General features: G+C 47.4%; 25 protein-coding genes. 24 read left to right on the top strand and 1 reads right to left on the bottom strand.

What is annotated here, in order from left to right; genetic code table 11:
* Positions 1-26: 26 nt before the first annotated feature.
* The 16 genes from trpD to BM358_RS07040 all read left to right on the top strand — a co-directional run bounded on the left by trpD (position 27) and on the right by BM358_RS07040 (position 14,175).
* Positions 27-1,073, top strand: coding sequence for an anthranilate phosphoribosyltransferase (trpD, locus tag BM358_RS07115; RefSeq protein ID WP_028540640.1), 1,047 nt, complete (start codon positions 27-29; stop codon positions 1,071-1,073).
* Positions 1,063-1,857 carry an indole-3-glycerol phosphate synthase TrpC gene (gene trpC, locus BM358_RS07110; protein WP_028540641.1) on the top strand — a complete coding sequence of 265 codons (795 nt, stop codon included), beginning with the start codon at positions 1,063-1,065 and terminating at the stop codon, positions 1,855-1,857. The genes trpD and trpC overlap by 11 nt, the downstream gene beginning before the upstream one ends.
* Positions 1,854-2,525 (top strand): phosphoribosylanthranilate isomerase, encoded by a 672-nt coding sequence (locus tag BM358_RS07105; RefSeq protein ID WP_028540642.1) that lies wholly within the window; start codon positions 1,854-1,856, stop codon positions 2,523-2,525. The genes trpC and BM358_RS07105 overlap by 4 nt, the downstream gene beginning before the upstream one ends.
* On the top strand, positions 2,522-3,718 hold the full coding sequence (gene trpB / locus BM358_RS07100; RefSeq protein WP_028540643.1) for a tryptophan synthase subunit beta: 1,197 nt from the start codon (positions 2,522-2,524) through the stop codon (positions 3,716-3,718). The genes BM358_RS07105 and trpB overlap by 4 nt, the downstream gene beginning before the upstream one ends.
* The gene (trpA, locus tag BM358_RS07095) at positions 3,715-4,521 is read left to right on the top strand and encodes a tryptophan synthase subunit alpha (RefSeq protein ID WP_023989161.1); all 807 of its coding nucleotides are present in this window, start codon (positions 3,715-3,717) and stop codon (positions 4,519-4,521) included. Before trpB ends, trpA begins: the two co-directional genes overlap by 4 nt.
* 57 nt (positions 4,522-4,578) lie before the next feature.
* The gene (hisC, locus tag BM358_RS07090) at positions 4,579-5,682 is read left to right on the top strand and encodes a histidinol-phosphate transaminase (RefSeq protein WP_023989160.1); all 1,104 of its coding nucleotides are present in this window, start codon (positions 4,579-4,581) and stop codon (positions 5,680-5,682) included.
* 26 nt (positions 5,683-5,708) lie between these two features.
* A complete protein-coding gene (locus BM358_RS07085; protein WP_028540644.1) occupies positions 5,709-6,797 on the top strand; it encodes a prephenate dehydrogenase in 1,089 nt (362 codons plus the stop codon).
* An 808-nt stretch (positions 6,798-7,605) separates the two neighbouring features.
* On the top strand, positions 7,606-8,202 hold the full coding sequence (locus tag BM358_RS07080) for an RNA polymerase sigma factor (protein ID WP_013310707.1): 597 nt from the start codon (positions 7,606-7,608) through the stop codon (positions 8,200-8,202).
* Complete coding sequence (locus tag BM358_RS07075; RefSeq protein ID WP_025723085.1) at positions 8,199-8,825, top strand: hypothetical protein; 627 nt, start codon at positions 8,199-8,201, stop codon at positions 8,823-8,825. The genes BM358_RS07080 and BM358_RS07075 overlap by 4 nt, the downstream gene beginning before the upstream one ends.
* Positions 8,826-8,893: 68 nt before the next feature.
* Positions 8,894-9,496 carry a histidine phosphatase family protein gene (locus tag BM358_RS07070; RefSeq protein WP_028540645.1) on the top strand — a complete coding sequence of 201 codons (603 nt, stop codon included), beginning with the start codon at positions 8,894-8,896 and terminating at the stop codon, positions 9,494-9,496.
* 165 nt (positions 9,497-9,661) lie between these two features.
* Complete coding sequence (locus BM358_RS07065) at positions 9,662-10,771, top strand: hypothetical protein (protein ID WP_023989154.1); 1,110 nt, start codon at positions 9,662-9,664, stop codon at positions 10,769-10,771.
* Positions 10,772-10,823: 52 nt separating this feature from the next.
* The gene (locus BM358_RS07060; protein WP_023989153.1) at positions 10,824-11,330 is read left to right on the top strand and encodes a gamma carbonic anhydrase family protein; all 507 of its coding nucleotides are present in this window, start codon (positions 10,824-10,826) and stop codon (positions 11,328-11,330) included.
* A gap of 22 nt (positions 11,331-11,352) precedes the next feature.
* On the top strand, positions 11,353-11,532 hold the full coding sequence (locus BM358_RS07055) for an IDEAL domain-containing protein (RefSeq protein WP_013371655.1): 180 nt from the start codon (positions 11,353-11,355) through the stop codon (positions 11,530-11,532).
* A gap of 173 nt (positions 11,533-11,705) precedes the next feature.
* Positions 11,706-12,350: a DUF1405 domain-containing protein gene (locus BM358_RS07050; protein WP_028540646.1), complete on the top strand. Its 645-nt coding sequence runs from the start codon at positions 11,706-11,708 to the stop codon at positions 12,348-12,350.
* A gap of 2 nt (positions 12,351-12,352) precedes the next feature.
* The gene (locus tag BM358_RS07045; protein WP_028540647.1) at positions 12,353-13,249 is read left to right on the top strand and encodes a GNAT family N-acetyltransferase; all 897 of its coding nucleotides are present in this window, start codon (positions 12,353-12,355) and stop codon (positions 13,247-13,249) included.
* Positions 13,250-13,329: 80 nt separating this feature from the next.
* Positions 13,330-14,175: a sporulation protein YpjB gene (locus BM358_RS07040; RefSeq protein WP_023989150.1), complete on the top strand. Its 846-nt coding sequence runs from the start codon at positions 13,330-13,332 to the stop codon at positions 14,173-14,175.
* A gap of 77 nt (positions 14,176-14,252) precedes the next feature.
* Here the strand turns inward: BM358_RS07040 and BM358_RS07035 are convergent, their stop codons facing one another.
* Complete coding sequence (locus tag BM358_RS07035; RefSeq protein ID WP_023989149.1) at positions 14,253-15,122, bottom strand: YitT family protein; 870 nt, start codon at positions 15,120-15,122, stop codon at positions 14,253-14,255.
* A gap of 214 nt (positions 15,123-15,336) precedes the next feature.
* Here BM358_RS07035 and BM358_RS07030 point away from each other — a divergent pair, with 214 nt between their 5' ends.
* From BM358_RS07030 to BM358_RS06995, 8 genes are all read left to right on the top strand, one after another.
* A complete protein-coding gene (locus BM358_RS07030; RefSeq protein WP_023989148.1) occupies positions 15,337-15,666 on the top strand; it encodes a nucleotide pyrophosphohydrolase in 330 nt (109 codons plus the stop codon).
* A gap of 50 nt (positions 15,667-15,716) precedes the next feature.
* The gene (locus tag BM358_RS07025; protein WP_013310696.1) at positions 15,717-16,235 is read left to right on the top strand and encodes a tetratricopeptide repeat protein; all 519 of its coding nucleotides are present in this window, start codon (positions 15,717-15,719) and stop codon (positions 16,233-16,235) included.
* Between the two features lie 31 nt (positions 16,236-16,266).
* Positions 16,267-17,070: a 4-hydroxy-tetrahydrodipicolinate reductase gene (dapB, locus tag BM358_RS07020; RefSeq protein WP_023989146.1), complete on the top strand. Its 804-nt coding sequence runs from the start codon at positions 16,267-16,269 to the stop codon at positions 17,068-17,070.
* A gap of 56 nt (positions 17,071-17,126) precedes the next feature.
* Positions 17,127-17,564 carry a methylglyoxal synthase gene (gene mgsA, locus BM358_RS07015; protein WP_023989145.1) on the top strand — a complete coding sequence of 146 codons (438 nt, stop codon included), beginning with the start codon at positions 17,127-17,129 and terminating at the stop codon, positions 17,562-17,564.
* Positions 17,561-18,253 carry a bacillithiol biosynthesis deacetylase BshB1 gene (gene bshB1, locus BM358_RS07010; RefSeq protein ID WP_023989144.1) on the top strand — a complete coding sequence of 231 codons (693 nt, stop codon included), beginning with the start codon at positions 17,561-17,563 and terminating at the stop codon, positions 18,251-18,253. Before mgsA ends, bshB1 begins: the two co-directional genes overlap by 4 nt.
* A 206-nt stretch (positions 18,254-18,459) precedes the next feature.
* A complete protein-coding gene (bshA, locus tag BM358_RS07005) occupies positions 18,460-19,623 on the top strand; it encodes an N-acetyl-alpha-D-glucosaminyl L-malate synthase BshA (protein ID WP_023989143.1) in 1,164 nt (387 codons plus the stop codon).
* Positions 19,624-19,678: 55 nt separating this feature from the next.
* Positions 19,679-21,001: a CCA tRNA nucleotidyltransferase gene (locus BM358_RS07000; protein WP_028540648.1), complete on the top strand. Its 1,323-nt coding sequence runs from the start codon at positions 19,679-19,681 to the stop codon at positions 20,999-21,001.
* The gene (locus tag BM358_RS06995) at positions 20,994-21,968 is read left to right on the top strand and encodes a biotin--[acetyl-CoA-carboxylase] ligase (RefSeq protein WP_028540649.1); all 975 of its coding nucleotides are present in this window, start codon (positions 20,994-20,996) and stop codon (positions 21,966-21,968) included. The genes BM358_RS07000 and BM358_RS06995 overlap by 8 nt, the downstream gene beginning before the upstream one ends.
* The last annotated feature ends 125 nt before the right edge of the window (positions 21,969-22,093 follow it).

The following is a 22,093-nucleotide window of genomic DNA, read 5'->3' as shown; positions in this document are numbered from 1 at the left end:
AATCTGATTTTGAGGAGGAGACGACAATGGAACGACATGACATGATGCAAGTGGGGTTAAGCCGGATCATTGAGGGACAGCATCTTTCGCGTACGGAGGCCCGTAGCGTAATGGAACAGATTATGAGTGGAAGTGCTACACAGGCGCAAATTGGCGGGCTGCTGACGGCTCTTCGCCTCAAAGGGGAAACGGTAGATGAAATCACTGGTTTTGCCGAGGCTATGCGTAGCTACGCTAGTCCAGTGCAAGCTGAAGAAGGTAGTGGTCGTTTGCTGGACACATGTGGCACTGGAGGTTCGGGTATTCACAAGTTTAATATTTCCACGATATCCGCGATCATCGCAGCTTCGGTGTCAGTGCGGGTAGCAAAGCATGGCAATCGTTCTGCAAGTGGCCGTGCTGGGAGCGCTGATGTCCTGGAGGCATTGGGAGTCAACATTCATTTGACGAGTGATCAGGCTAGGTCATGTCTGGACCGAATCGGCATCTGCTTTTTATTCGCGCAGCTGTATCATCCGTCTATGAAGCATGCCGCCGCGCCGCGTCGCGAGCTGGGTGTACGGACGGTATTTAATATGCTTGGTCCATTGACGAATCCGGCTGGTGCGGATCGGCAGCTGTTGGGCATTTATGACGCCAACAAAACGGAAGTCATTGCCGAGGTATTGAACCAGCTTGGCTCCAAACGGGCCATGGTTGTCAGTAGTCTGGATGGGCTAGATGAAATTAGTATTTCAGCTGCGACACGAGTATCCGAGTTGAAGGACGGCAAGGTTCACACGTTCGAGCTTCATCCGTCGGATCTGGGCTTGCAGACGCATTCTCTCGATCAGGTGCTGGGTGGCGACGCACAGGTTAACGCAGATATCATACGACGAATTTTGAACGGAGAGCATGGAGCTTATCGGGATGTTGTGCTAGCGAATGCAGGAGCGTGCATTTATGTATCAGGGGCAGCAGACACCTTGACGGACGGAGTAGCACGAGCGGCAGAAGCCATTGACTCGGGACTGGCACTCTCCAAGCTGGATCAATTAATACAGGCAACGGGGGAATATCAATATGTATCTTGATAAAATTGTGGTGACGAAGCGACAAGAAGTGGAGCAGCTTAAGAAGCATTTTCAAATAAGTGAAGCTGAACGATTAATTGCTGATTTACCTGCGACGAGAGGATTCGAAAATGCGATCGCGAGCGGACGCAACCGTCCGCTCGGACTGATTGCTGAGGTGAAGAAGGCTTCCCCATCCAAAGGGTTGATTCGACCGGATTTCCATCCTGTGGACATTGCACGTGCATATGAGGGAGCAGGAGCGGATTGCATTTCTGTACTGACAGATGTGACGTATTTTCAGGGGAGCCCTAAATATTTACAGCAAATTCGCGATCAGGTGAAGATTCCGCTGCTGCGAAAGGATTTTATCATTGATGAACGGCAAATATATGAAGCTCGTCTGCTGGGAGCGGATGCGGTGCTGTTGATTGCCGCTATCCTGGAACCGCGTGTATTAGGGTCCTTTTTACAGATCGCCAAGGACCTCGGGCTGGACGCATTGGTAGAGGTGCATGACAGCGAGGAGCTTAAAGCGGTGCTGGAGCTGGGGACAGCAACCTTGATTGGTGTAAATAACCGAAATCTGCGGACATTCGAGACTCGTCTCCAGACGACAGAGGAGCTGATCTCACTAATTCCTAAAGGGATTACGTTCATCAGTGAGAGCGGAATTGCGGGACCGGAAGATGTTAAGTATCTGTATTCGGTAGGTGCACACGGTATCCTGGTCGGGGAGCATCTGATGCGCAAGGAAGATGTAGGACAGGCTGTAGCCGAATTGATGGACGGGGTTAAAGCATGAACAAAACGGGCATAAAAATTTGTGGACTTCAAAGCGTTGAAGTGCTAAAATCTATGGTAAACTTACCGGTCGATTATATAGGTTTTGTGTTTGCCGACAGCAAGCGCCGGATTGACGGCGTACAGGCTGGAGAGCTGCTTCGCGTATTGGATGAATGGACCTCAGGCAGCAGACCGCGCAGCGTGGGTGTATTTGTGAACCCTGGTGATGCACTGTTAAATGATGTGATGGAGAAAGCACCCTTGGATGTCATACAGCTGCATGGGCAGGAAAGTCCGCAGCGCTGTCGGGAGATCAGGGAGCGTTTTGGTATACAGGTATTCAAGGCATGGTCTGTGGACAGTCAAGGGCAGCTAGAACGCTCGGCGGACGAATTGGATGCCTATGTCGGGACAATTGACGCTTTACTGCTGGATACATACGATCCCCTGTATGGTGGCGGCTCCGGAAAAACGTTTGCGTGGGATCGAATTCCTGCCTATCAGGCTTGGACTCATCAACATGGAATTCCTTTGTTTGTAGCCGGCGGGCTGACTGCCGATAATGCGGAAAAGCTAGTTCATGAGTATCATCCCGATGGGCTGGATGTATCCAGCGGTGTAGAGACGAACGGAGTCAAGGACATTGCAAAAATCACAGCATTCGTAGAAAGGGTGAAGCAGGCATGACACAATTACCTGATAACAACGGACGTTTTGGAACATTTGGAGGACGTTTTGTACCGGAAACGTTGATGAACGCACTGATTGAATTGGAGGAATCCTACCGTAAGTACGCGGATGATCCCGAGTTTAAAGCAGAGTTGAACGGGCTCCTAAAGGACTATTCTGGTCGGGAAACGCCACTTTATCATGCGGAGCGTCTGAGTCAGCATTTGGGCGGGACTAAAATTTACTTGAAGCGCGAAGATTTAAATCATACCGGTGCCCACAAAATCAATAATGCATTAGCTCAGGGTTTGTTGGCGAAGCGTATGGGTAAACAGAAGGTCATTGCTGAGACAGGCGCAGGACAGCATGGTGTCGCGACAGCGACTGTGGCTGCGTTGCTCGGATTGGAATGCAAGGTGTTTATGGGCGAAGAGGATACTGTGCGCCAGCAGCTGAACGTCTTTCGGATGCAGCTTTTGGGTGCAGAGGTCATTCCGGTGACATCGGGTACACGTACACTTAAGGATGCCGGGAATGAAGCTTTGCGTTACTGGGTCAGCCATGTCCATGATACGTTCTATATTTTAGGTTCAGCTGTCGGCCCGCATCCGTATCCGATGATGGTGCGGGACTTCCAACGTGTGATTGGTGATGAAACACGTCGCCAGATCCTAGAGAAGGAAGGCAGACTTCCGGATGTCATCGTGGCAGCGATCGGTGGCGGAAGCAATGCCATCGGCATGTTTTATCCTTTTATTGAGGATCAGGGTGTCGCTTTGATTGGCGTGGAGGCCGCTGGAAAAGGTGTCGAAACGGAATTCCATGCAGCTACGATGACCAAGGGAACACAAGGGGTCTTCCAAGGCTCTATGAGTTATCTGCTTCAGGATGAGTACGGACAAGTGCAGCCTGCGCATTCCATCTCGGCTGGACTGGATTATCCAGGTGTTGGACCGGAGCATTCATACCTGAAAGATATTGAGCGGGCCAAGTATGTTCCGATTACCGATCAGGAAGCGCTGGATGCGCTTCAGCTTCTCTGCCGTACCGAAGGAATACTTCCTGCATTAGAGTCGGCACATGCAGTTGCACAGGTCGTCAAGCTGGCACCTACGTTGACGGCAGATGATATTATCGTCATTTGTTTGTCTGGACGCGGGGATAAAGATGTGGACTCCATTATCAAGTATTTGGGAGGAAATCCGTCATGAATTTAATTGATCAGGCGTTTGGTCGCCTTAAAAATGAAGGCAAAACGGCATTAATTCCTTTTCTGACGGTAGGTGACCCGGATGTGGATACTACAATAGAGATCATTCGGCAGTTAGAGTCGGCCGGAGCTGACATATTGGAACTGGGTGTACCCTATTCCGACCCGCTGGCTGACGGTCCTGTAATTCAGCGCGCGTCTGAGCGTGCACTGAAACGGCAAATTTCCATCCGCACGTGCATGGAGACAGCTTCTCTGGCTAGGGCGGCAGGTTCAAGCCTGCCTTTTATTCTGTTCACGTATTATAACCCTGTATTACAGATGGGTATGGATGCTTTCTTCGCAGGCTTGCAGGAGCACGGTATCAGCGGTCTGATTATTCCGGACCTTCCGCTTGAGGAAGCGGAGGAGCTGGGAGGACGGGCAGCAGAGGTGGGTGTGCATCTGATTCCTCTGGTGGCTCCAACTTCTGAACAGCGGATCGAGCGAATTGTCCGTCAGGCCCGAGGATTTGTATACTGTGTATCCTCGCTGGGTGTAACCGGGGAAAGAGCTTCCTTTTTTGAAGGTATAGAGGGCTTTATCGCGCAGGTCAAACGGCATACGGATATTCCGGTAGCGGTCGGCTTTGGGATCTCTACTCAAGAGCAGGTAGCCCGGTTTTCAAACATTTGCGATGGAGTTGTGGTCGGCAGTGCTATTGTACGTCAGGTGGAAGAAGCCATTCCATTGCTGAATGATTCTGCGCGCAGGCAAGAAGGTCTTTTGCAAATTCATAATTTTGTGGCACAATTAAAGCAGTAATGGCTGTCAAAATAGAAAGTAATAAATATGTTCTGATTGGATAGAGGAGGTAGGGGCATGCAACCTAAACCGCATATTGTACATTTGCCAGTATATCAGCCCGGTAAACCGATTGAAGACGTAAAACGTGAGCTGGGACTCGATGAAGTCATCAAGCTCGCCTCGAACGAGAATCCGTATGGTAGCTCTCCCAAAGTGTTGCAGGCCATTCAGCAGGAGTTTGCTAACATTAGTGTATATCCTGACGGAAGTGCCGTAGCTTTGACACAGGCACTAGCTAAACGGACGGGTTTAAAAGAGGAACAGTTTATCTATGGCTGCGGATCTGACGAAATAATTGCGTTGATTACGCGTGCTTTTCTCCTTCCCGGGGAAGAAAGCATTATGGCCGATCAGACATTTTCCGTATACAAAAGTAACGTAGAAATTGAGGGAGCGGTTGCAGTTGAGGTGCCTTTGCGTGACGGTGTACATGATCTGGATGCTATGCTGTCCCACATCAATGACCGTACGAAAATTATTTGGATCTGTAATCCAAATAACCCGACGGGCACGATTGTACCCGAAGCAGAGCTGATTGCGTTTTTGGACCAAGTACCAAAGCATATCATGGTTGTACTGGATGAAGCCTACGCCGAGTTTGTGACGGATCGCTCGTATCCCGACGGCATTCGTTTGTTGCCAGCGTATGAAAACCTGGTTGTACTACGCACCTTCTCCAAAATCTATGGGCTTGCTTCGCTGCGCATTGGTTATGGTATGGGAGCTGAGTCAATCATTCGCTTGATAAATCAGGTTCGTGAACCGTTTAATACATCACGGGTAGCACAGGCTGCGGCCATTGCTGCCTTGGAAGATCAGGAATTTGTTCAAGAATGCCGGGATCGTAATGCAGAGGGCAGAGCTTATTTGCAAAATGAGCTGAAGCGTCTGGGACTGGAGTCTTTCCCGGCACATGGTAATTTTATTATGCTGGATGTACGTCGTCCATCCGGTGAAGTATTCCAGGAGTTGCTTCGTAAAGGTGTGATTATTCGCGCAGGTCATCACAAATATCCGACATATATTAGGGTGTCGGTTGGATCACAGCCGCAAAATGAGTTGTTTATTCGTGCGCTGGAACAGGTCCTGGGGGCGGAAGCGGCGAAAGTACGCCTATAATTTCCGCAGATGGGATTTGATAATTGATGAAGATTGCCATTTTCGGCGTGGGACTGATTGGTGGGTCCCTCGCACTTTGTTTTAAAGGGAAGCCAGATATTACTGTTGCCGGCCATGCTCATCTCCCTGAACTGATGGAACCGATGTTAAGCCGTGGTGTCGTGGACACCGCGACTCTCTCGGTTGAAGAAGCGGCAGCGGATGCCGATTTTATTTTTTTATGCGTACCTGTGGGCTTACTGGAGCATTATCTCGAACTGTTAAGCAAGTTACCGCTTAAAGCGGGTTGTATTATCACTGATGTAGGCAGCACGAAATCGGCAATTGCCAAGAAAGCATCAGAAATTTCTTTGCGCAACGCTTACTTTATCGGTGGTCATCCAATGGCCGGTTCAGAGCGTTCCGGTGTAAAGGCTGCTTCCGCGTTGCTGTTTGAAAACGCATATTATGTGCTTTCCCCGGCAGAGGATGTGCCAGAGGAAGCATACAGTTCACTGGAACGTTTGTTAAAATATACTAGTGCTCATGTTGTGCGTGTCCAACCTGATATGCACGATGACATTGTCGGCGCGATTAGCCATCTTCCGCACATTATTGCAGCGGCGCTGGTGAATCAGGTGCGAAAGCACAATGATGAAAATCCGTTGTACCGTACATTGGCTGCCGGTGGGTTCCGTGATATTACACGGATAGCCTCTAGTGATCCGGTTGTGTGGCGTGACATCTTACTGAGCAATCGTGAAGTTTTACTAGGTCTGTTGGAAGAATGGAACGGACAGATTGAGCGTTTTACCCATTTACTGAGAATACAAGACGGTGAGGGAATAGCTGACGAGTTTTTGACAGCTGGGCACTTCCGCAGTGAACTGCCAGAGCGTCGCAAAGGAGTCATCGTCTCCACGTTTGATCTGTATATTGATGTACCGGATACCCCAGGGATTATCGGGCGAATTGCTATGGAACTCGGTAATCACAGCATTAATCTGAGCAATATGCAAATCATTGAAAGCCGGGAGGATGTCCCAGGCATCATGCGGCTTTCCTTCCGTCAAGAGCAGGATTGGGAGCGTGCTAAGACTCTGCTGGATTCGATGGGCTATAAAGTGGTGGTATAGGAAGGAAAGTGAGATGTTCGTTAAGGAGGCCGCTTCGCGATTCATTTAATCTTACGATCGCTGTTGCCGCCGGATTTTTTTCGATCAGATTCTTTAATGGGAAAATCCGGTGGCAAAGGCGAACGCTCCGCTTCTCCAGATTCAAATGAACCTCTGCGCTACTGACCGCCTTAAAAGCAACACGCACTTTCTGGGAGTGAAGTAGTAGAAAAGATTTAGAGCGGACGAAGGTTTCTTCGTCCGCTTTTTTTAAAGCTCCTTTTTTTGAATAAAAAAAGACCACCCGGGTAAAGCCCCGGGTGGTAGCTACTTTTAGTGAAGTAGCTGAGTAGGATAGGAGTGGAGAGAAACCATACTGTACTTTTATTATATGTATACGTTTTCATTTTGTCAATATTTTTTTAAAGCGTTTTCTTTTTGTGTATTTATCCTTATTGGTGCATTTGAATAGAACACTTTCAATCGGTTAGTCATTTAATCTTGAAAAAATTTAAAATCCATTGAAAAGCTGTATAAATGAATTAGTTGCCAGCGTTAGGGAGGCATTGATGGAAATCGTGGGGATTTTGGACTTTTTTACTGGCGGTCATTTTGTGGTACAATGGGTAAGTCCATTTTGGATGTTGAATATTGTTGGGGATAGCACCGTTAATGTTGGCACTACATAGGGTAAGAAAATAACAAATGTTCCATGATGCTGTTTCATCCATTTGCGCAGAGGGCGCAACTTTTTTTGACCTGTTCGGTATATATAGACAGAATCGAACGGGAAAACAGCACATGTATGGGCGAGGAGGGTCTCACTCGGATGATGACAGATTCCCAGATGATTCAGGAAATCAAACAAGGTAATGTTGAGGTTTATTCAGAATTAATGAGGCGGCACCAACGTAAAATTTTAGCTTTTGTTTATCATATGCTGAAAAGTTCGAACCTGGAAATGATTGCTGAGGACTTATGCTCAGAGACGTTTTATAAAGCGTATCGGAGCCTGCACTCTTTTCGCGAGGTAGACGCATCGTTCTCCACTTGGTTATATACAATTGCACGCAATACGGTGCTAAGTGAGCTTCGCAAGCACCGTAGCGGTCAGGTTCCATTGGAGGAGAGCGGTTATGTACCGGTAGCTCCATCGGATGTAATTCCGGAGCAGGCCGTCCTTCGCGGTGAGAAGGTAGAGATGGTTCGTGAAGCGATCAATAGATTGCCTGAGAAGCAGCGATCTGCGCTGATTTTGCGTGAATATGAGCAATTAGATTATCAGGAGATTGCGACTATTTTAGGACAGACGGTCAGTGCGGTGAAGTCATTGCTTTTCCGGGCAAGAACCAGTGTGAAGACGCAGTTGGAGCCTTATTTTTTTGAGCCTCTCTATGAGGAAAACGAAGGGATGAGCAGCCAATGAAATCCAGGGACACTGAGGATTTGTTCGCTACAGGCAAAAATGTATCGAAACAAGACTCGGAGCGCAGACGGGCCAAAAGCTCGTCTGCTGGGTGGGAGCATGGTTCGGAAGAAAAAGAGTGGGATTTGTCAAAAGAAAATCGATCCGCCATTCGTGATATTTCCTTTGAAATAACAGATGATAAGCTAGAGGCAATGAATCGCAGGGTCATGGATCGAATTTATGAAGAATCACCGTGGCTTGTTCCGGGCGAGCATCGACGTGCGCGTGTGAACCCAGCAGCCCGTAAGTATATGTCTGTATGGATCGCCGGCTTCTTGGCCGTATTTTTATGCAGCTTTTTGTTTTTGAACTGGAATGGAAGCTCCTCTCAGGAAAATCCCCCTCAAGCAGCTCCTGTCATGGACACTGGTATTTTACCGACAGGCCTGTTGGAAACTACAAGTACATCTCCACAATATCAATACCACATTAAAGATGTGAATAGTGGCATTATGGACCCGCTGGTTGCTAGCATTGTTCCTACTTATCCGCAATACTGGATGCTGTTGTCTGTATTGGCACTTGCGCTTGCTTTATTTTCTCTGGGCTGGATCCATCGGGCGAGAAGGGTCAGAAATTAGCAGGACAGCTGGTCCAATATGAATTCATAACAATGACTGAATAACAAAACAGCGGAGGAAACGACACGATGCTTATTGGCTTGATCAGACATGGATTGACGGATTGGAATGCGGTAGGGAAAATCCAGGGCCACAGTGATATTCCGTTGAATGAGGAAGGGCGCCGACAGGCACGCTTGCTAGCAGAACGATTAAAGGAAGAGCCTTATCATTGGGACGGGCTTATTACAAGTAGTCTCTCCAGAGCGAAAGAGACCGGGGAGATTATTGCTTCTGCTCTGCATCTCCCGTTGTTAGAGTCTGATGATCGACTAAGAGAACGTGCTTATGGTCAGGTCGAGGGCATGACGCAGGCCGAGCGTGAAGAGAAGTGGGGAGTCGACTGGCATCTGCTGGATCTCGGGCAGGAAAGCGATGCAGATCTTCAGCTTCGTGGGCTAGCTTTTATGGAGGCCATTTGGACGGAAAATCGGGACAAGAATCTGCTGGTCGTTTCCCACGGCGGTTTTTTGGCTAATTTGTATAAGGCTCTGTATCAGGAAAAATTCACGGAACGAATCGGCAATTTGTCACTTAGCGTACTCCAGCGTGAGGATATGGATTGGGCACCACTTTTGTATAATTGCACGAAGCATTTGCAAGAGAAAAGTGACTGTAACTCAAAAAGTTAGTAAAAGACCAAGGCTTCTACTTATCGTAGAAGTCGTGGTCTTTTTTGTTTTTTAATTATACCTTTGCAAAAAAGAGGTTTAGAGTCTGAACAATCCGTCAAAGCTGTGGGTACAACAGGTAAGAATCAATTCCGGATGACAGTCCAGTGACGAGGCGATGGAACAATGAATCTGGCGGATATGCTGACATTTGCGGATATTGTGCATTTGAACAGAATCGCGGTGTATTACGATTGTGACTGTAAACCTAATTCCAAGCATGAGTTGATCCAGGGGATTTTGACGAAGCTCGGCAGCAGTAGTTTTTTTGAGACGCAGGTCAAGGAGCTGAGGTTGTCAGAGGTAAGGTTTTTGAACGCGCTGCTGTTCGATGACCGACCGTATTTCAGCATGGAGGAATTGGTTGCAATAGCCAAACAGTCTGTTGAGGAGGACGAAAGTCCTGGTGAGCGGCCAAGGGATATTGTGACCCGTCTGCGTTCTAGTGGCTGGTTGTTCAATGGTTCGACGCACAATACGAGGTATTTGTTCCAAATTCCGTTGGATATGAAGGAGCGTTTTCGACGTGTTATGGTACATGACTTCCAAAGCGGAATGACACGGGTGAGCGAACCGTCGTCGTACCGGGATGAAGGGCATCTGCTGGCAGAGGATTTACGGCTTTTCCTTCAATACATGGGGCAGCATGAGGTTCCGCTAAATCCCGAGGGAGCTTGGTATCGTCGCAATCAGCAGCAGCTGATGGAGCATTTGCACATTGCGGAGCCGCTTTTGGGTAAGGGAGGATGGCGTTTCGGGTATGGCTCCTCTTTTAAGTTTTATCCAGACCGAATGGCACTACTGTATGATTATGCCCGTCACTCCAAGTACATTGAGGAGAAAGGGGACCAAGTTGTGCTGACGGCAAAGGGAGAAGCGCATCAGGAGCATACAATTGAGCAGGAAATGATACAGCTATTCAGGTTTTGGTTAAGATTGTATAAAGGAGCCGTTCCTAATTTGCTCTCTCTAGTCTACTGGATTGGAGAATGTGCCAGGCCTTGGACGTCCTCAGAGTCGCTTTTTGTACATATCGGCCCACTGATTCGACCGTTTTACTATGATACGCCCCGTTCGGTCTTTGATCAGAGGATTATACGAATGATGCTTCACTTGGGTATGCTTCGTCAGGGTGATCATTCGACAGGACCATCTGTACAGATGACGGCCTGGGGGCTGAAGTTGGCGGGAGAGTGCCGCATTGGGCGGAACGACTCGGGTATACGGCTCCATTGACAAGCAGCACACATGTTGATAGAATTTCACCCAAAATGAGAGGGTGAAGTTGATGCTGATTCACTATAACGGAAACATGCCACAGCTCCATTCATCTGTCTATATGGCAGAAGGAGCAAAAATTGTCGGAAAAGTAACGATCGGTCAAGATTCCTCTGTATGGTTTAATGCCGTACTGCGCGGAGATATGGCGCCTATCATCATCGGTGAACGCTGCAATATTCAGGACGGTGTCGTGGGACATGTGAACACGGATCAGCCCCTGTTGCTGGCGGATGACATTTCGGTAGGTCATGCTGCAATAATCCACGGTTGTACGGTAGGCAAAGGCACTTTAATCGGTATGGGGGCCATTGTACTCAACGGAGCGGAGCTTGGTGAATATGCTTTAATAGGAGCAGGGTCGGTCGTTACGGAAAATACCAAAATACCACCCTATACTCTTTCTCTCGGTACACCTGCCAAAGTGGTGCGCGAATTGACAGATGCAGATTTGCAGCGGATGTCACGAACGGCACTCAGCTATGTGGCGAAAGGAAAAGAATATAGGATCTCTTAAACTCATGTTGGAGGTGCATCCTATGGATAAAATGAAGGTTACTTATGAAGTAATGTTGGGCCTGTCTGCTGAGATGGTTTTGGACGAGGCATTACGTAAACACCGGAGTGAAAAACTCTACAAGGATATTGATGAGGCGCTAGCCTCCGGAGATGAAGTAGCTTTTCGTCATCTTACGGATGAGCTGAAAGCAATGAGTTAGAACAATTTTAGGAACCCTAAGTTGGATTTCAGACAAATCGTTAGTTCGAGATTATAATCATCAAACCTGACTGTAGCGGCGGTCAGGTTTTTTTGATACGCTTGGATATGATATAGTCTTTGTAGGATGGAGCCTGTACAAGGTAACTGTCGTATGAACGGAGGATGAAGGACGTGTCGTTATCTTATTTGTGGAGCCGGTCGTTCTTGACGAGCCGGCCTTTTTTGTGGCTGCTGTTCTGGTGTAATTTTGTGGGAACAGTGTATGGGTACATATGGTATGGGGGGCAGTTGGAATATACACTAAATTATCACCCGTTGTGGCAGATTGTATTTGTGCCTGATAGTCCGACGGCGAGTCTGTTTTTTACGATCTCTATAGCATTTTTGCTCTATTCTCCGCATCTCAAGAGCTTAAAGGTCATTCGCCAGATCATGGAGGCGTTGGCTGTTGTCACGAGTGTAAAATATGGCATCTGGGCTTCGGCTATTATTTTTTGGGGAGTCGCGCAGGGGGGACACATGATATGGCAGGATTGGATGCTGGTGGCATCTCACACGGCAATGGCGGTCGAAGTGTTACTGTTCGTGCGTTTTTTCACCTGCAAATGGACTGCTTTATGCCTAGCTGCACTCTGGACATTGTTAAATGATACGATGGATTATACATTTGGCATATATCCGTATCTTCCGAAGACGCTAACGGATGATGTACCGCAAGTGCGTGCTTTTACCTATATGCTGACCCTTGTCAGTATCATAGCGACATGGCTTGCCATGTTTGGGCGCAATCGAATGGGAGTAGAAGTGGAGAAATAGAGATGAATATTGTTATAAGCCAAAAAGAATATATATTTAAAAAAGGAATCCGTGATGATCTTAAAATAAGAAAGAGCTTTAATCAATTAGCCAAACAAAGCTTTGGTTTTGATTTTGAGGCTTGGTATCAATTGGGCTTTTGGAATGATAAATATATCCCTTACGTACTTTTAGATGGGGAGGCTGTTGTGGCTAATGTATCTATAAGTCTGATGGATTTTTGTTTGTCGGGTGAAATAAGAAAGTATATCCAAATCGGAACTGTAATGACGGATACCAACTATAGAAATCAAGGGTTGAGCCGGTTTTTAATAGAACGTGTATTAGAAGATTGGCAGGGCAACTGTGATGCTATGTATTTGTTCGCAAATGATAGTGTGAAGAATTTTTACCCTAAATTCGGGTTTGTTTCGGTACAAGAATATCAATTAAACCGGAAAGTAACCGCAAACAACGTAGACATTAAAGTTGAGAAATTGAACATGGAAGAGCAGTCGGATTTAAATTTACTGAAAAATAAAAGTGCTAGATTAAATCCGTATTCACTTTTTGCTGCGAAAAGTAGTGAATGGCTGGTCTTATTCTATGCCATCTCGTTTTTTAATGATAAATTTTGGTATATACCTCAATACGATACGATTGTGGTTGCAGATTTTGAAGGGGATACGATGAATTGTTACGATATTTATGGAACGGGCGAAATTCCTATGGATATCATACTGTCAGCGGTAACGAAACAAGAAACGAAGAAGGTTGTTTTTGGCTTTACACCAAGAGAACAGGAAGGCTGCAATATTTCTCTGTTGAAACAGGAAGATACGACGCTATTTTATAAAACTAAAGATCAAAACACATGTAAAGAAAACCAACGAATGTTTCCTATTTTGTCCCGGGCATAACCCGGCTTCAAACGATTCGTCCTAAAGCAAGTTCTAGTCCCGGTAACCTTGCCATACAGTAAGGTGAGGAGGGATGTCCCATGTTTAGGGGTCAGGCGTTTCAAATTATGATACGTATTGTTTCGAGTGTTGTTTTATCTATGGTCCTGCTGCTGTCTGTCTGCGTCCCTCCAGGTGTGGCAGAAGCGCGTGATCAGTCAAAACCCATAGGAAATACAAAAGAAATTGAGGAACTAGATCATGCAGCTGCGATACTGTACCGGGATGTCATGGACGGGAACATTGAAAAAGCGCGCGCGGATGTAGCCGAGGTGAGTCGATGGTTTGGCACCGGACAGGTGCAGGCAGCGTTATCTGTAGAGGCCATTCATGCTTTGTCCGGCAGCATCCTTGAGGTGCAGCAAGCTACACAGTCCGTCCAAGCATCACCGGATGAGTGGGTGAAGGCTGCGGCCAATTTACGACTTGCGACCGATGCGCTTGCACATCCGCGTCAGCCTTTATGGCAGCAGTATTATAAGATTTTAAAAGAAGATGTTAGTGGCTTGAACAGCCAGTTTGCTAAAGGTAACATGAAGGGTTTCAAAGCTGGAGCCGCAGTGCTGGAGGACCACTATGAGACGATCCGTACAGCAGCATTGATTCATGGCAGAACAAGTGAAGTTGTCCGGGCTGATTCATGGATTTCCTACGTCAAAGGTTTGGGGGATCAGCAAAATGCAGATGCCTCAGCGATTAGAGGGGCGTTGGATCAGGGGAATCCGACGTTTAATGCCTTGTTTGGACGTGAAAAAGACGCCACTGCCCTGGCGCCATTTATCCCGCGTGAAAGTGAGCGCCGGGCAGAATTGGCAATCGGCATGATTGTTCTGCTGGCGCTGGTCTATGCAGGTTATCGTAAATATCGAGCTGGTCTCTCTGGATAACGATGCAAAATTCAAACATTCGCGTCGTTGGCTGCTGAGCCATCCATATAGGTTAGCCCATCGCCCGGATTTCCGGGCTATTCCTCTTTGAACCCCTCTCCATGTACATCATGCACATCCTGTATGATAATAAACGCCCGTGGATCAACCGATTTAACAATTTGGTGCAAACGTCGTATTTCCTGACGAGGCACGACACAATAGGCAACATGCTTGGCCTGCTTGGAAAATGCACCTACAGCCGGAATAATAGTAACTCCGCGATCCATGTCCCTAATAATAATATCCGCAATGTCCATCGTGTGGTCGCTGATAATCATAAAGGCTCTGGCGGAATAGGCCCCTTCTTGTATAAAATCAATAATCTTGGACGCGATGAACACGGCGACTAATGTATATAGAATTTTTTCTTTTGGTATGTAAAGTAGTGAAGCACCGATAATGACAATATCAATGACCAGCAGAATCCTTCCCATACTCCAGCCAAACTTCCGGTTTAGAATACGAGCGATAATATCCGAGCCGCCCGTAGTGCCGCCAAAGCGGAACACAATACCTAACCCGGCCCCAAGCGTAACCCCTGCATATAATGAAGAAAGTATAAAATCGTGTTCAGTCTGAAACGTTCCCATCCATCCGAAATGAATCATTTTTTCAAATAACCACAGAAAAAAAGTGAGCGACCCGATACCTACCCCTGTATATAGAATTTGCTTGCCCCCAAGCATTTTCCAACCAATTAAAAATAAAGGAATGTTCAGAAGTAATGTGGAGAGAGAGGGTGAAATCGAAAAAGCATAATTAAGCAGCAGGGTGATCCCTGTAATACCACCTTCCATCAGTTTACTGGGTATAATAAAATAAAGCAGACCGAATGCATAGATGGCGGTCCCGAGCACAATGGATAAAATCATTTTAAGCTGTTCCATGGACTTGGATATCTTCATATAATCCCTCGCAGTAGCAGTTTAAGGAAGAACGACTTCATGCTGATTTTGCTAAATCGCAGCTCCTTATATGTAGTATACCTTTTTACGCTAGCTTTAAAAGACTGATGACTGTAAGTTGGGATCATAAGTACACAATTAAAAAAAATTTGTTTTAAAATGTGCTTTACGATAACATATGAATAAACCTGCACATGGGGGGATTGCGTGTTTCATGGAAAAATCATTAGATGAAATTCAACGTGAGGTAGACCAGTATATATCTCAATTTAAGGAAGGGTATTTTAGCCCTTTGGCGATGTTGGCCCGGATGTCTGAGGAAGTCGGGGAACTGGCGAGGGAAGTCAATCACTCCTTTGGCGAGAAACCGAAAAAAACGGATGAGGCGGACAATTCCATTGAGCTAGAGCTGGGGGACATTTTGTTCATCACAGTTTGCTTTGCGAACTCACTAGGTATAAATTTGACCGAGGCTCATGATAAGGTCATGCAAAAATTTAACACGCGTGACGCGAATCGCTGGACTAAAAAGGACACCGATTAGGCGTTTTGTACATATGCTGTACCAAACCGGTTACCCGGAGGTGCAGTGTCATGAAGGCGGAGGAATACGTTCAGAAAGCTTATCAGTGCATTTTGCAGAACGATTTTGAGCAGGCCGTGGAATGGTTTGAAAAAGCAATTTCAGCCCAGCCTGATCATGCGGAGCATTATTTCCGGTGCTCGGTTACCTATGCTCGCAGTGGTCGTTTGGAGCAGGCTCTCGCATATGCAGAGCATGCGGTTCGTCTTGCTCCACAGCAGGATGAATATGTTCTCCATCTGCATGCGCAGGAAGCCAGGCAGCATACGGAGAAGGCCAGAAAAATGCTGGATGTTGACAGAGCTACGCCACAGGTGCGTCAGGATGCGATTTTACTACTGGAACGAGCAATAGCCCTCGATCCGTTATGTGGGGATGCTTTTTTGCTGCTTGCATTGATTTATGACGAATTGAATGAGTATAAGCTGGCTGTGCAGGCTGCTCGTGAGGCGGCTGCACTGTTTCCTCACAATGTGCAGCTTGCCAACCTCATGAAGAAGTTATGCCAGCAGATGAATGAACAGATCTAACACAAATGGATGCATAAGGAGTTGTAGGGATATGTCAGAACCAATAAAAGTGGCTGTTGTAGGAGCAGCAGGGCGTATGGGCCGTGAAGTTATCAAATTGGTTCTTCAGGATGAGGAACTACAGCTTGTGGCCGCAGTGAACAGAACACATGCCGGCAGTGATGCCGGCCTTCTCGTCGGACTACCGGAAGCGGGTATCGCTATTGTGGAGGATGTGGAGCAGGCTTTACTGGAGAGTCGTGCGGATGTCATGGTCGATTTTACGGGGCCGCGTTTTGCGTACGCACATACAGCGCTTGCTATCAAGCATGGAGTTCGTCCGGTTATCGGAACGACAGGGTTTACCCCCGAACAGATTGATGAACTGGACAAGCAGTGTCGTGAGCAGCAAATTGGTGGTCTGATCGCGCCAAACTTTTCGATTGGGGTCATTTTGATGATGCGTTTTGCGGCTCAGGCAGCGAAATACTTCCCACATCTGGAAATCATCGAATATCATGGTGACCAAAAATTGGACGCGCCATCGGGCACAGCCATTAAGACCGCAGAGCTGATCGCCGAACAGCGTGAAGAGCTACGACAGGGTAACCCGGAAGAGGAAGAAACGTTAGAAGGATCACGGGGGGGTTACTATCAAGGGTTCCGTGTCCACAGTGTCCGTCTTCCCGGTGTGTTCGCACAGCAAGAAGTTATATTCGGAGGATTTGGACAATCTCTGAAAATTCGTCAGGATTCTTATGAACGGGCGGGCTATATGCCTGGTGTTAAAATCGGAATTCAGAAGGTCATGGAGCAGCCAGGGCTTGTATATGGATTTGAGCATTACATCGATTAAGAATACGCGAATGATTTGACGAATGAAATTATAGAATGAGGCAGGAGGAACTTTGAATGTTAAAGATTGCATTTATAGCGCATGACCGAAAAAAGGATGAAATGGTGAATTTCATAACGGCCTATGAGCATGTTTTTACAGATCACCAATTATTTTCAACAGGTACAACAGGTCTGCGCATTATGGAGCAAACCAAGCTTCAAATTCACCGTTTCATGTCCGGGCCGCTTGGAGGAGATCAGCAAATCGGGGCTATGGTTGCGCAAAATGACATGGACTTGATTATATTCTTGCGTGATCCGCTCATGGCACAACCGCATGAGCCGGACATTAGCGCCTTGTTACGTTTGTGTGACGTGCAGGGGATCCCTTTGGCAACTAACGTTGCAACTGCTGAAATACTGGTCAAAGCACTAGACCGTGGCGATTTTGCTTGGCGTGAGCTGGTACATAAATATAAACCGGGCATCGACCAGCAGGGTGATGTAAAATGACGTTGGACATCCTGATTTTCGGAGCCCATGCCGACGATGCAGAAATAGGAATGGGTGGCACGATTGCCAAGCATACAGCCGCTGGTTTAAAGGTGGGCGTGTGCGATTTGACGCGGGCTGAAATGTCATCCAATGGTGATGTGGATACTCGTATGTCAGAAGCTGAACATGCTTCGAAAGTGCTCGGGCTTGCTGTGCGTACGAATTTGGGTCTGCCTGATCGTGGATTAAATGTGACTCCTGAACATGTAGCTGCAGTTACAGCAGAAATTCGACGCCATGCACCGAAAGTTGTATTCGCTCCTTATTGGGAGGATCGGCATCCAGACCATGTCATGTGCAGCAAGTTGGTGGAGGAAGCGGTATTTAACGCCAAGTTGCGACGCTTTATGCCAGAAAATCCTGCGGTACAGGTAGAGCAATTATATTTTTATTTTATTAATGATATTGGCAGAACGGATTTGATTGTGGATATTACCGAGCATTATGAAGCTAAGGAACAGTCGTTGTTGAGTTATGCTTCGCAATTTCAGGCAACGCCTGGAAAGGATACAGTATCCACACCATTAAATCAGGGATATGTAGAACGCGTAAAAGCTCGCGACTCGTTGTTGGGTCAGCGCAAACTGATTTCGTATGCAGAAGGCTTTGCGTCCAAAACGCCATACCTGGTTAAGCTATTCACATAAGGATTTTGCAAAAATCCAATAGGCGACTTCCAATGATAAGATATAGATCGAAATGGTTTAGTTTGTCTATATCTTGTACTTCGGAGCGATTGGAATCGAATTTAGCAAAATCCTGACATAAGAATTCTATACTTGAGCATTTTGCAGAATGTTAAAATAAATCGGCAGAAAAGTTATCACTGATGGGCGGAAGGAGGCAGCTTAGCTTGAATGACAAACTGAAAATTGGAATTACCTGTTATCCGTCGCTGGGTGGCTCCGGCGTAGTGGCTACTGAGCTGGGCAAGTTGCTGGCAGAAAAAGGGCACGAGGTTCATTTTATTGCCAATAGCATTCCGTTCAGATTAGGCGGGGCGTTTCAGAAAAATATTTTTTATCATGAGGTTGAAGTTAACGATTATTACGTGTTTAGATATCCGCCATATGATTTGTCACTGGCGACCAAAATGGCCCAAGTCGCACAAATGAAGAATTTGGACGTACTCCATGTTCATTATGCGGTACCACATGCAGTATGCGCTTACTTGGCGAAGGAAATGGTGGGTGATCATCTGAAGGTGGTAACCACCTTGCATGGTACGGACATTACCGTGTTGGCACAGGATGAGTCGTTGAAGGACCTGATTCGGCTGGCTATTAACAAAAGTGACGCTGTGACAGCGGTTTCCAAGGATTTGATTCGGGAGACGATAGATGCGTTGGAAATTACACGGCCTATTGATTTAACCTACAATTTTGTAGATAAACGGGTATATTATCCACGAGATGCCGCTGCGCTTAGAAGTGATTTTGCCCAACCGCATGAAAAAATAATGATGCATATTTCCAATTTCCGTCCTGTCAAAAGGGTGGGAGATGTGTTGGATATATTTGAAAGAGTGCAACGTAAAGTACCTGCGAAGCTTCTGTTGGTGGGGGAAGGACCGGATCTTCCAAAAATCCGTTGCAAAATCGAGACTTTAGGTCTGCAAGATAAGGTCTTCTTTTTAGGTAAGCAGGATCAGATCGCAGAAGTGATTTCTATGGCGGATGTACTGCTGCTTCCCTCGGAAAAAGAAAGTTTTGGTCTGGTTGCGCTGGAAGCAATGGCCTGTGGAGTGCCGACAATCGGTTCTCAGGCAGGGGGAGTACCTGAACTCGTTGTGCATGGAACTACAGGGTATCTTGCTGAAATCGGTAATACGGAGGCAATGGCTGATTATGCAGTAGAGCTGTTGTCCGATGAAGCGATGGCGGAACGTTTCCGTGAAGCGTGTCTGACACGCGCCCGTACCGTTTTCTGTGATAAGCTGATTACCCGTCAATATGAAGAAATATATTACCGTGTGTTGGGACGCGAGGTGCCGGATCTTAAACCGATCAGCGTTTAAGGGGGCGGACTCGCGTCCGTTTTTTATATTGAATACTTGCAAAGGGGGAAACCCTGTGAATACAAATACTTGGCAATATGCTGACCAAGAGATGGCTCTTCATGGTAGAGAGGTCATACATACACTAACAGCAGCAGGACACGAAGCTTACTGGGTCGGTGGTTGTGTGCGGGATGAGCTATTAGGACGAGCTATTCATGATATGGATTTGACCACTTCGGCTGAGCCTGAACAGGTCATAGCGCTATTCCCTCACGTCATTCCGACAGGGATTCAGCATGGGACGGTTACGGTCATGCAGGGTGGTCATGCGTTCGAGGTGACCACTTTTCGTACGGAAAGCGGTTATGCCGATCACCGCCGCCCAACGGAAGTTGCCTTCGTGAAGGATATCCGTGAGGATCTGATGCGACGGGATTTTACTATGAATGCGATTGCGATGGCAGAACACGGAGAGCGGGTGGACCCGTTTGGGGGAGAAGCCGATTTACGAGCTGCTCTCGTTCGTTGTGTAGGCCGAGCCGAGGAACGCTTTGAGGAGGACGGGTTGCGGATGCTGCGTTGCATCCGTTTTGCCTCTGTATTTCGGTTCCGCGTTGCATTCAACACCTGGAAAGGTATGATTCGGCGCAGAGAGGGACTTCGTTACATAGCCATGGAACGTGTGCGGGTCGAGCTGGAAAAGATGCTGGCGGGCCCTGACCCTTTACGTGGGTTGGAGATGCTGGGGCGTAGCGGATTGCTCGGCTGTACGAAGGTTCCGGTTCCCTGGGAGCAATGTGAAGCACAAGCGCTCAAGGGGATCGTTCAACTGCAAGAAGAACTGCGGTGGGGCCTGCTCTTAATGTCTTGTAGACTTACCTCAGAGGTAGCTGACGAGCTACTAAGAGCTTGGACCTTCTCCAACGCGGTACGACTTCGGCTGGTTCATTTGCTGGAATGGGAGACCGAATTAATCTACAGTACTAGTGTCATAGCTGGCGACTCCGTTACGGAGGAGTCTGACATTATCAACGATGAGGCACTGCGTCGTAGCTGGATTCGACTGCTAATTAGACTGGGAAAGGATACAGCTTCAGACTGGCTTGATCTTTACAATACACTGCCTGCTACATTCCGCGGATTACCGCCATGGGTAGAAAAGCATGTGGCGAAAACAGCCGAACTGGCAAGCTTGTGGACAAAGCAGGCTGTAGTCGTTCGTATCAAAGATTTAAATATTACAGGAAATGAACTGGTTCAGGAGATGAATCGACCAGGCGGACCTTGGCTGGGTCAGATGATGGAACAGCTTTTACAAGCTGTTGCCTGTGGAGATATTCCGAATGAAACAGAAACATTGCTTCAGGAAGCGAAACGGGTGATGAGTAGTGAATAATCATGAAAGATTGTTAGGCATACTGGAGGAAGGTACATCCGATTACGTATCAGGGGAGGAAATCAGCCGACGGCTCTCGGTTAGCCGAACAGCAGTATGGAAGCAGATCAACAAACTGCGTGAGTTGGGCTACAATATTGATGCCTCCTCGCGTCGGGGCTATCGGTTGATATCCCGACCGGATCGGCTAGAAGTCTCCAAATTGGCCGATATATTAAATACCCAATCGTTTGGCCAGCGTATCGTTGTACTGGATTCGACGGTATCCACTCAGCAGGATGCCATGCGTTTGGCAGAAGAGGGCGCGCCAGAGGGGACAGTAGTGCTTGCAGAGGAACAAACGGCAGGTCGGGGACGTCTGGGGCGGAAGTGGTATTCACCTCGTGGCAAAGGAGTCTGGTTGAGCATTGTGTTGCGCCCTACCCAGCCTTTGGCTTTTACCCCCCAGCTAACGCTACTTACAGGTGTAGCAGTGTGTAGAGCCATTCGTCGGCTGACGGGTGTGGAGGCTGGTATCAAATGGCCAAACGATCTGCTGATTCATGGTCGCAAAGTATCCGGTATTCTGTTGGAATCTGCAACAGAGGATCAACGGGTTCGCTATTGTATTGCAGGGATCGGCATTGACGTAAATTTGAATAAAGAAGATTACCCGGAAGAGTTATCGCAGGTGGGAACGTCATTGAAAATAGAAGCAGGGCGTGAAATTGACCGTACTGTGCTGATTGCCTCAGTGCTGGAAGAGATGGAACAGCTAAGTAAGTTGTATGCCGAGCAGGGGTTCCAGCCTATAGCCATGCTGTGGGAGGCTTTGTCCGTGACTATGAACCGTAGTGTACGGGCACATACCGGACAAGGGATAACTGTAGAAGGTACAGCTGTTGGCTTGGACCCTTCCGGGGCACTCGTGATAGAAACGGATCAGGGAGAGCGAATTCAGGTCATTTCAGGGGATATACAATTATAGAAGCGACCTTAGCTATGAAAACGACCGAAATCGTTCTATTCCCTGTGCAAAACTTCACGTGAAAAAGCTGATGTTTTTTGTTATACTGTGCAGGAGGCGGCATCGGACGGTCCGAGCTGCACTCC

It is taken from the genome of Paenibacillus sp. cl130 (assembly GCF_900116035.1).
In the GTDB taxonomy this organism is placed as follows: domain Bacteria; phylum Bacillota; class Bacilli; order Paenibacillales; family Paenibacillaceae; genus Paenibacillus; species Paenibacillus polymyxa_B.
The sequence above is the reverse complement of the archived record's forward strand: the minus strand, read 5'-3'. Positions and strand labels throughout refer to the sequence as shown.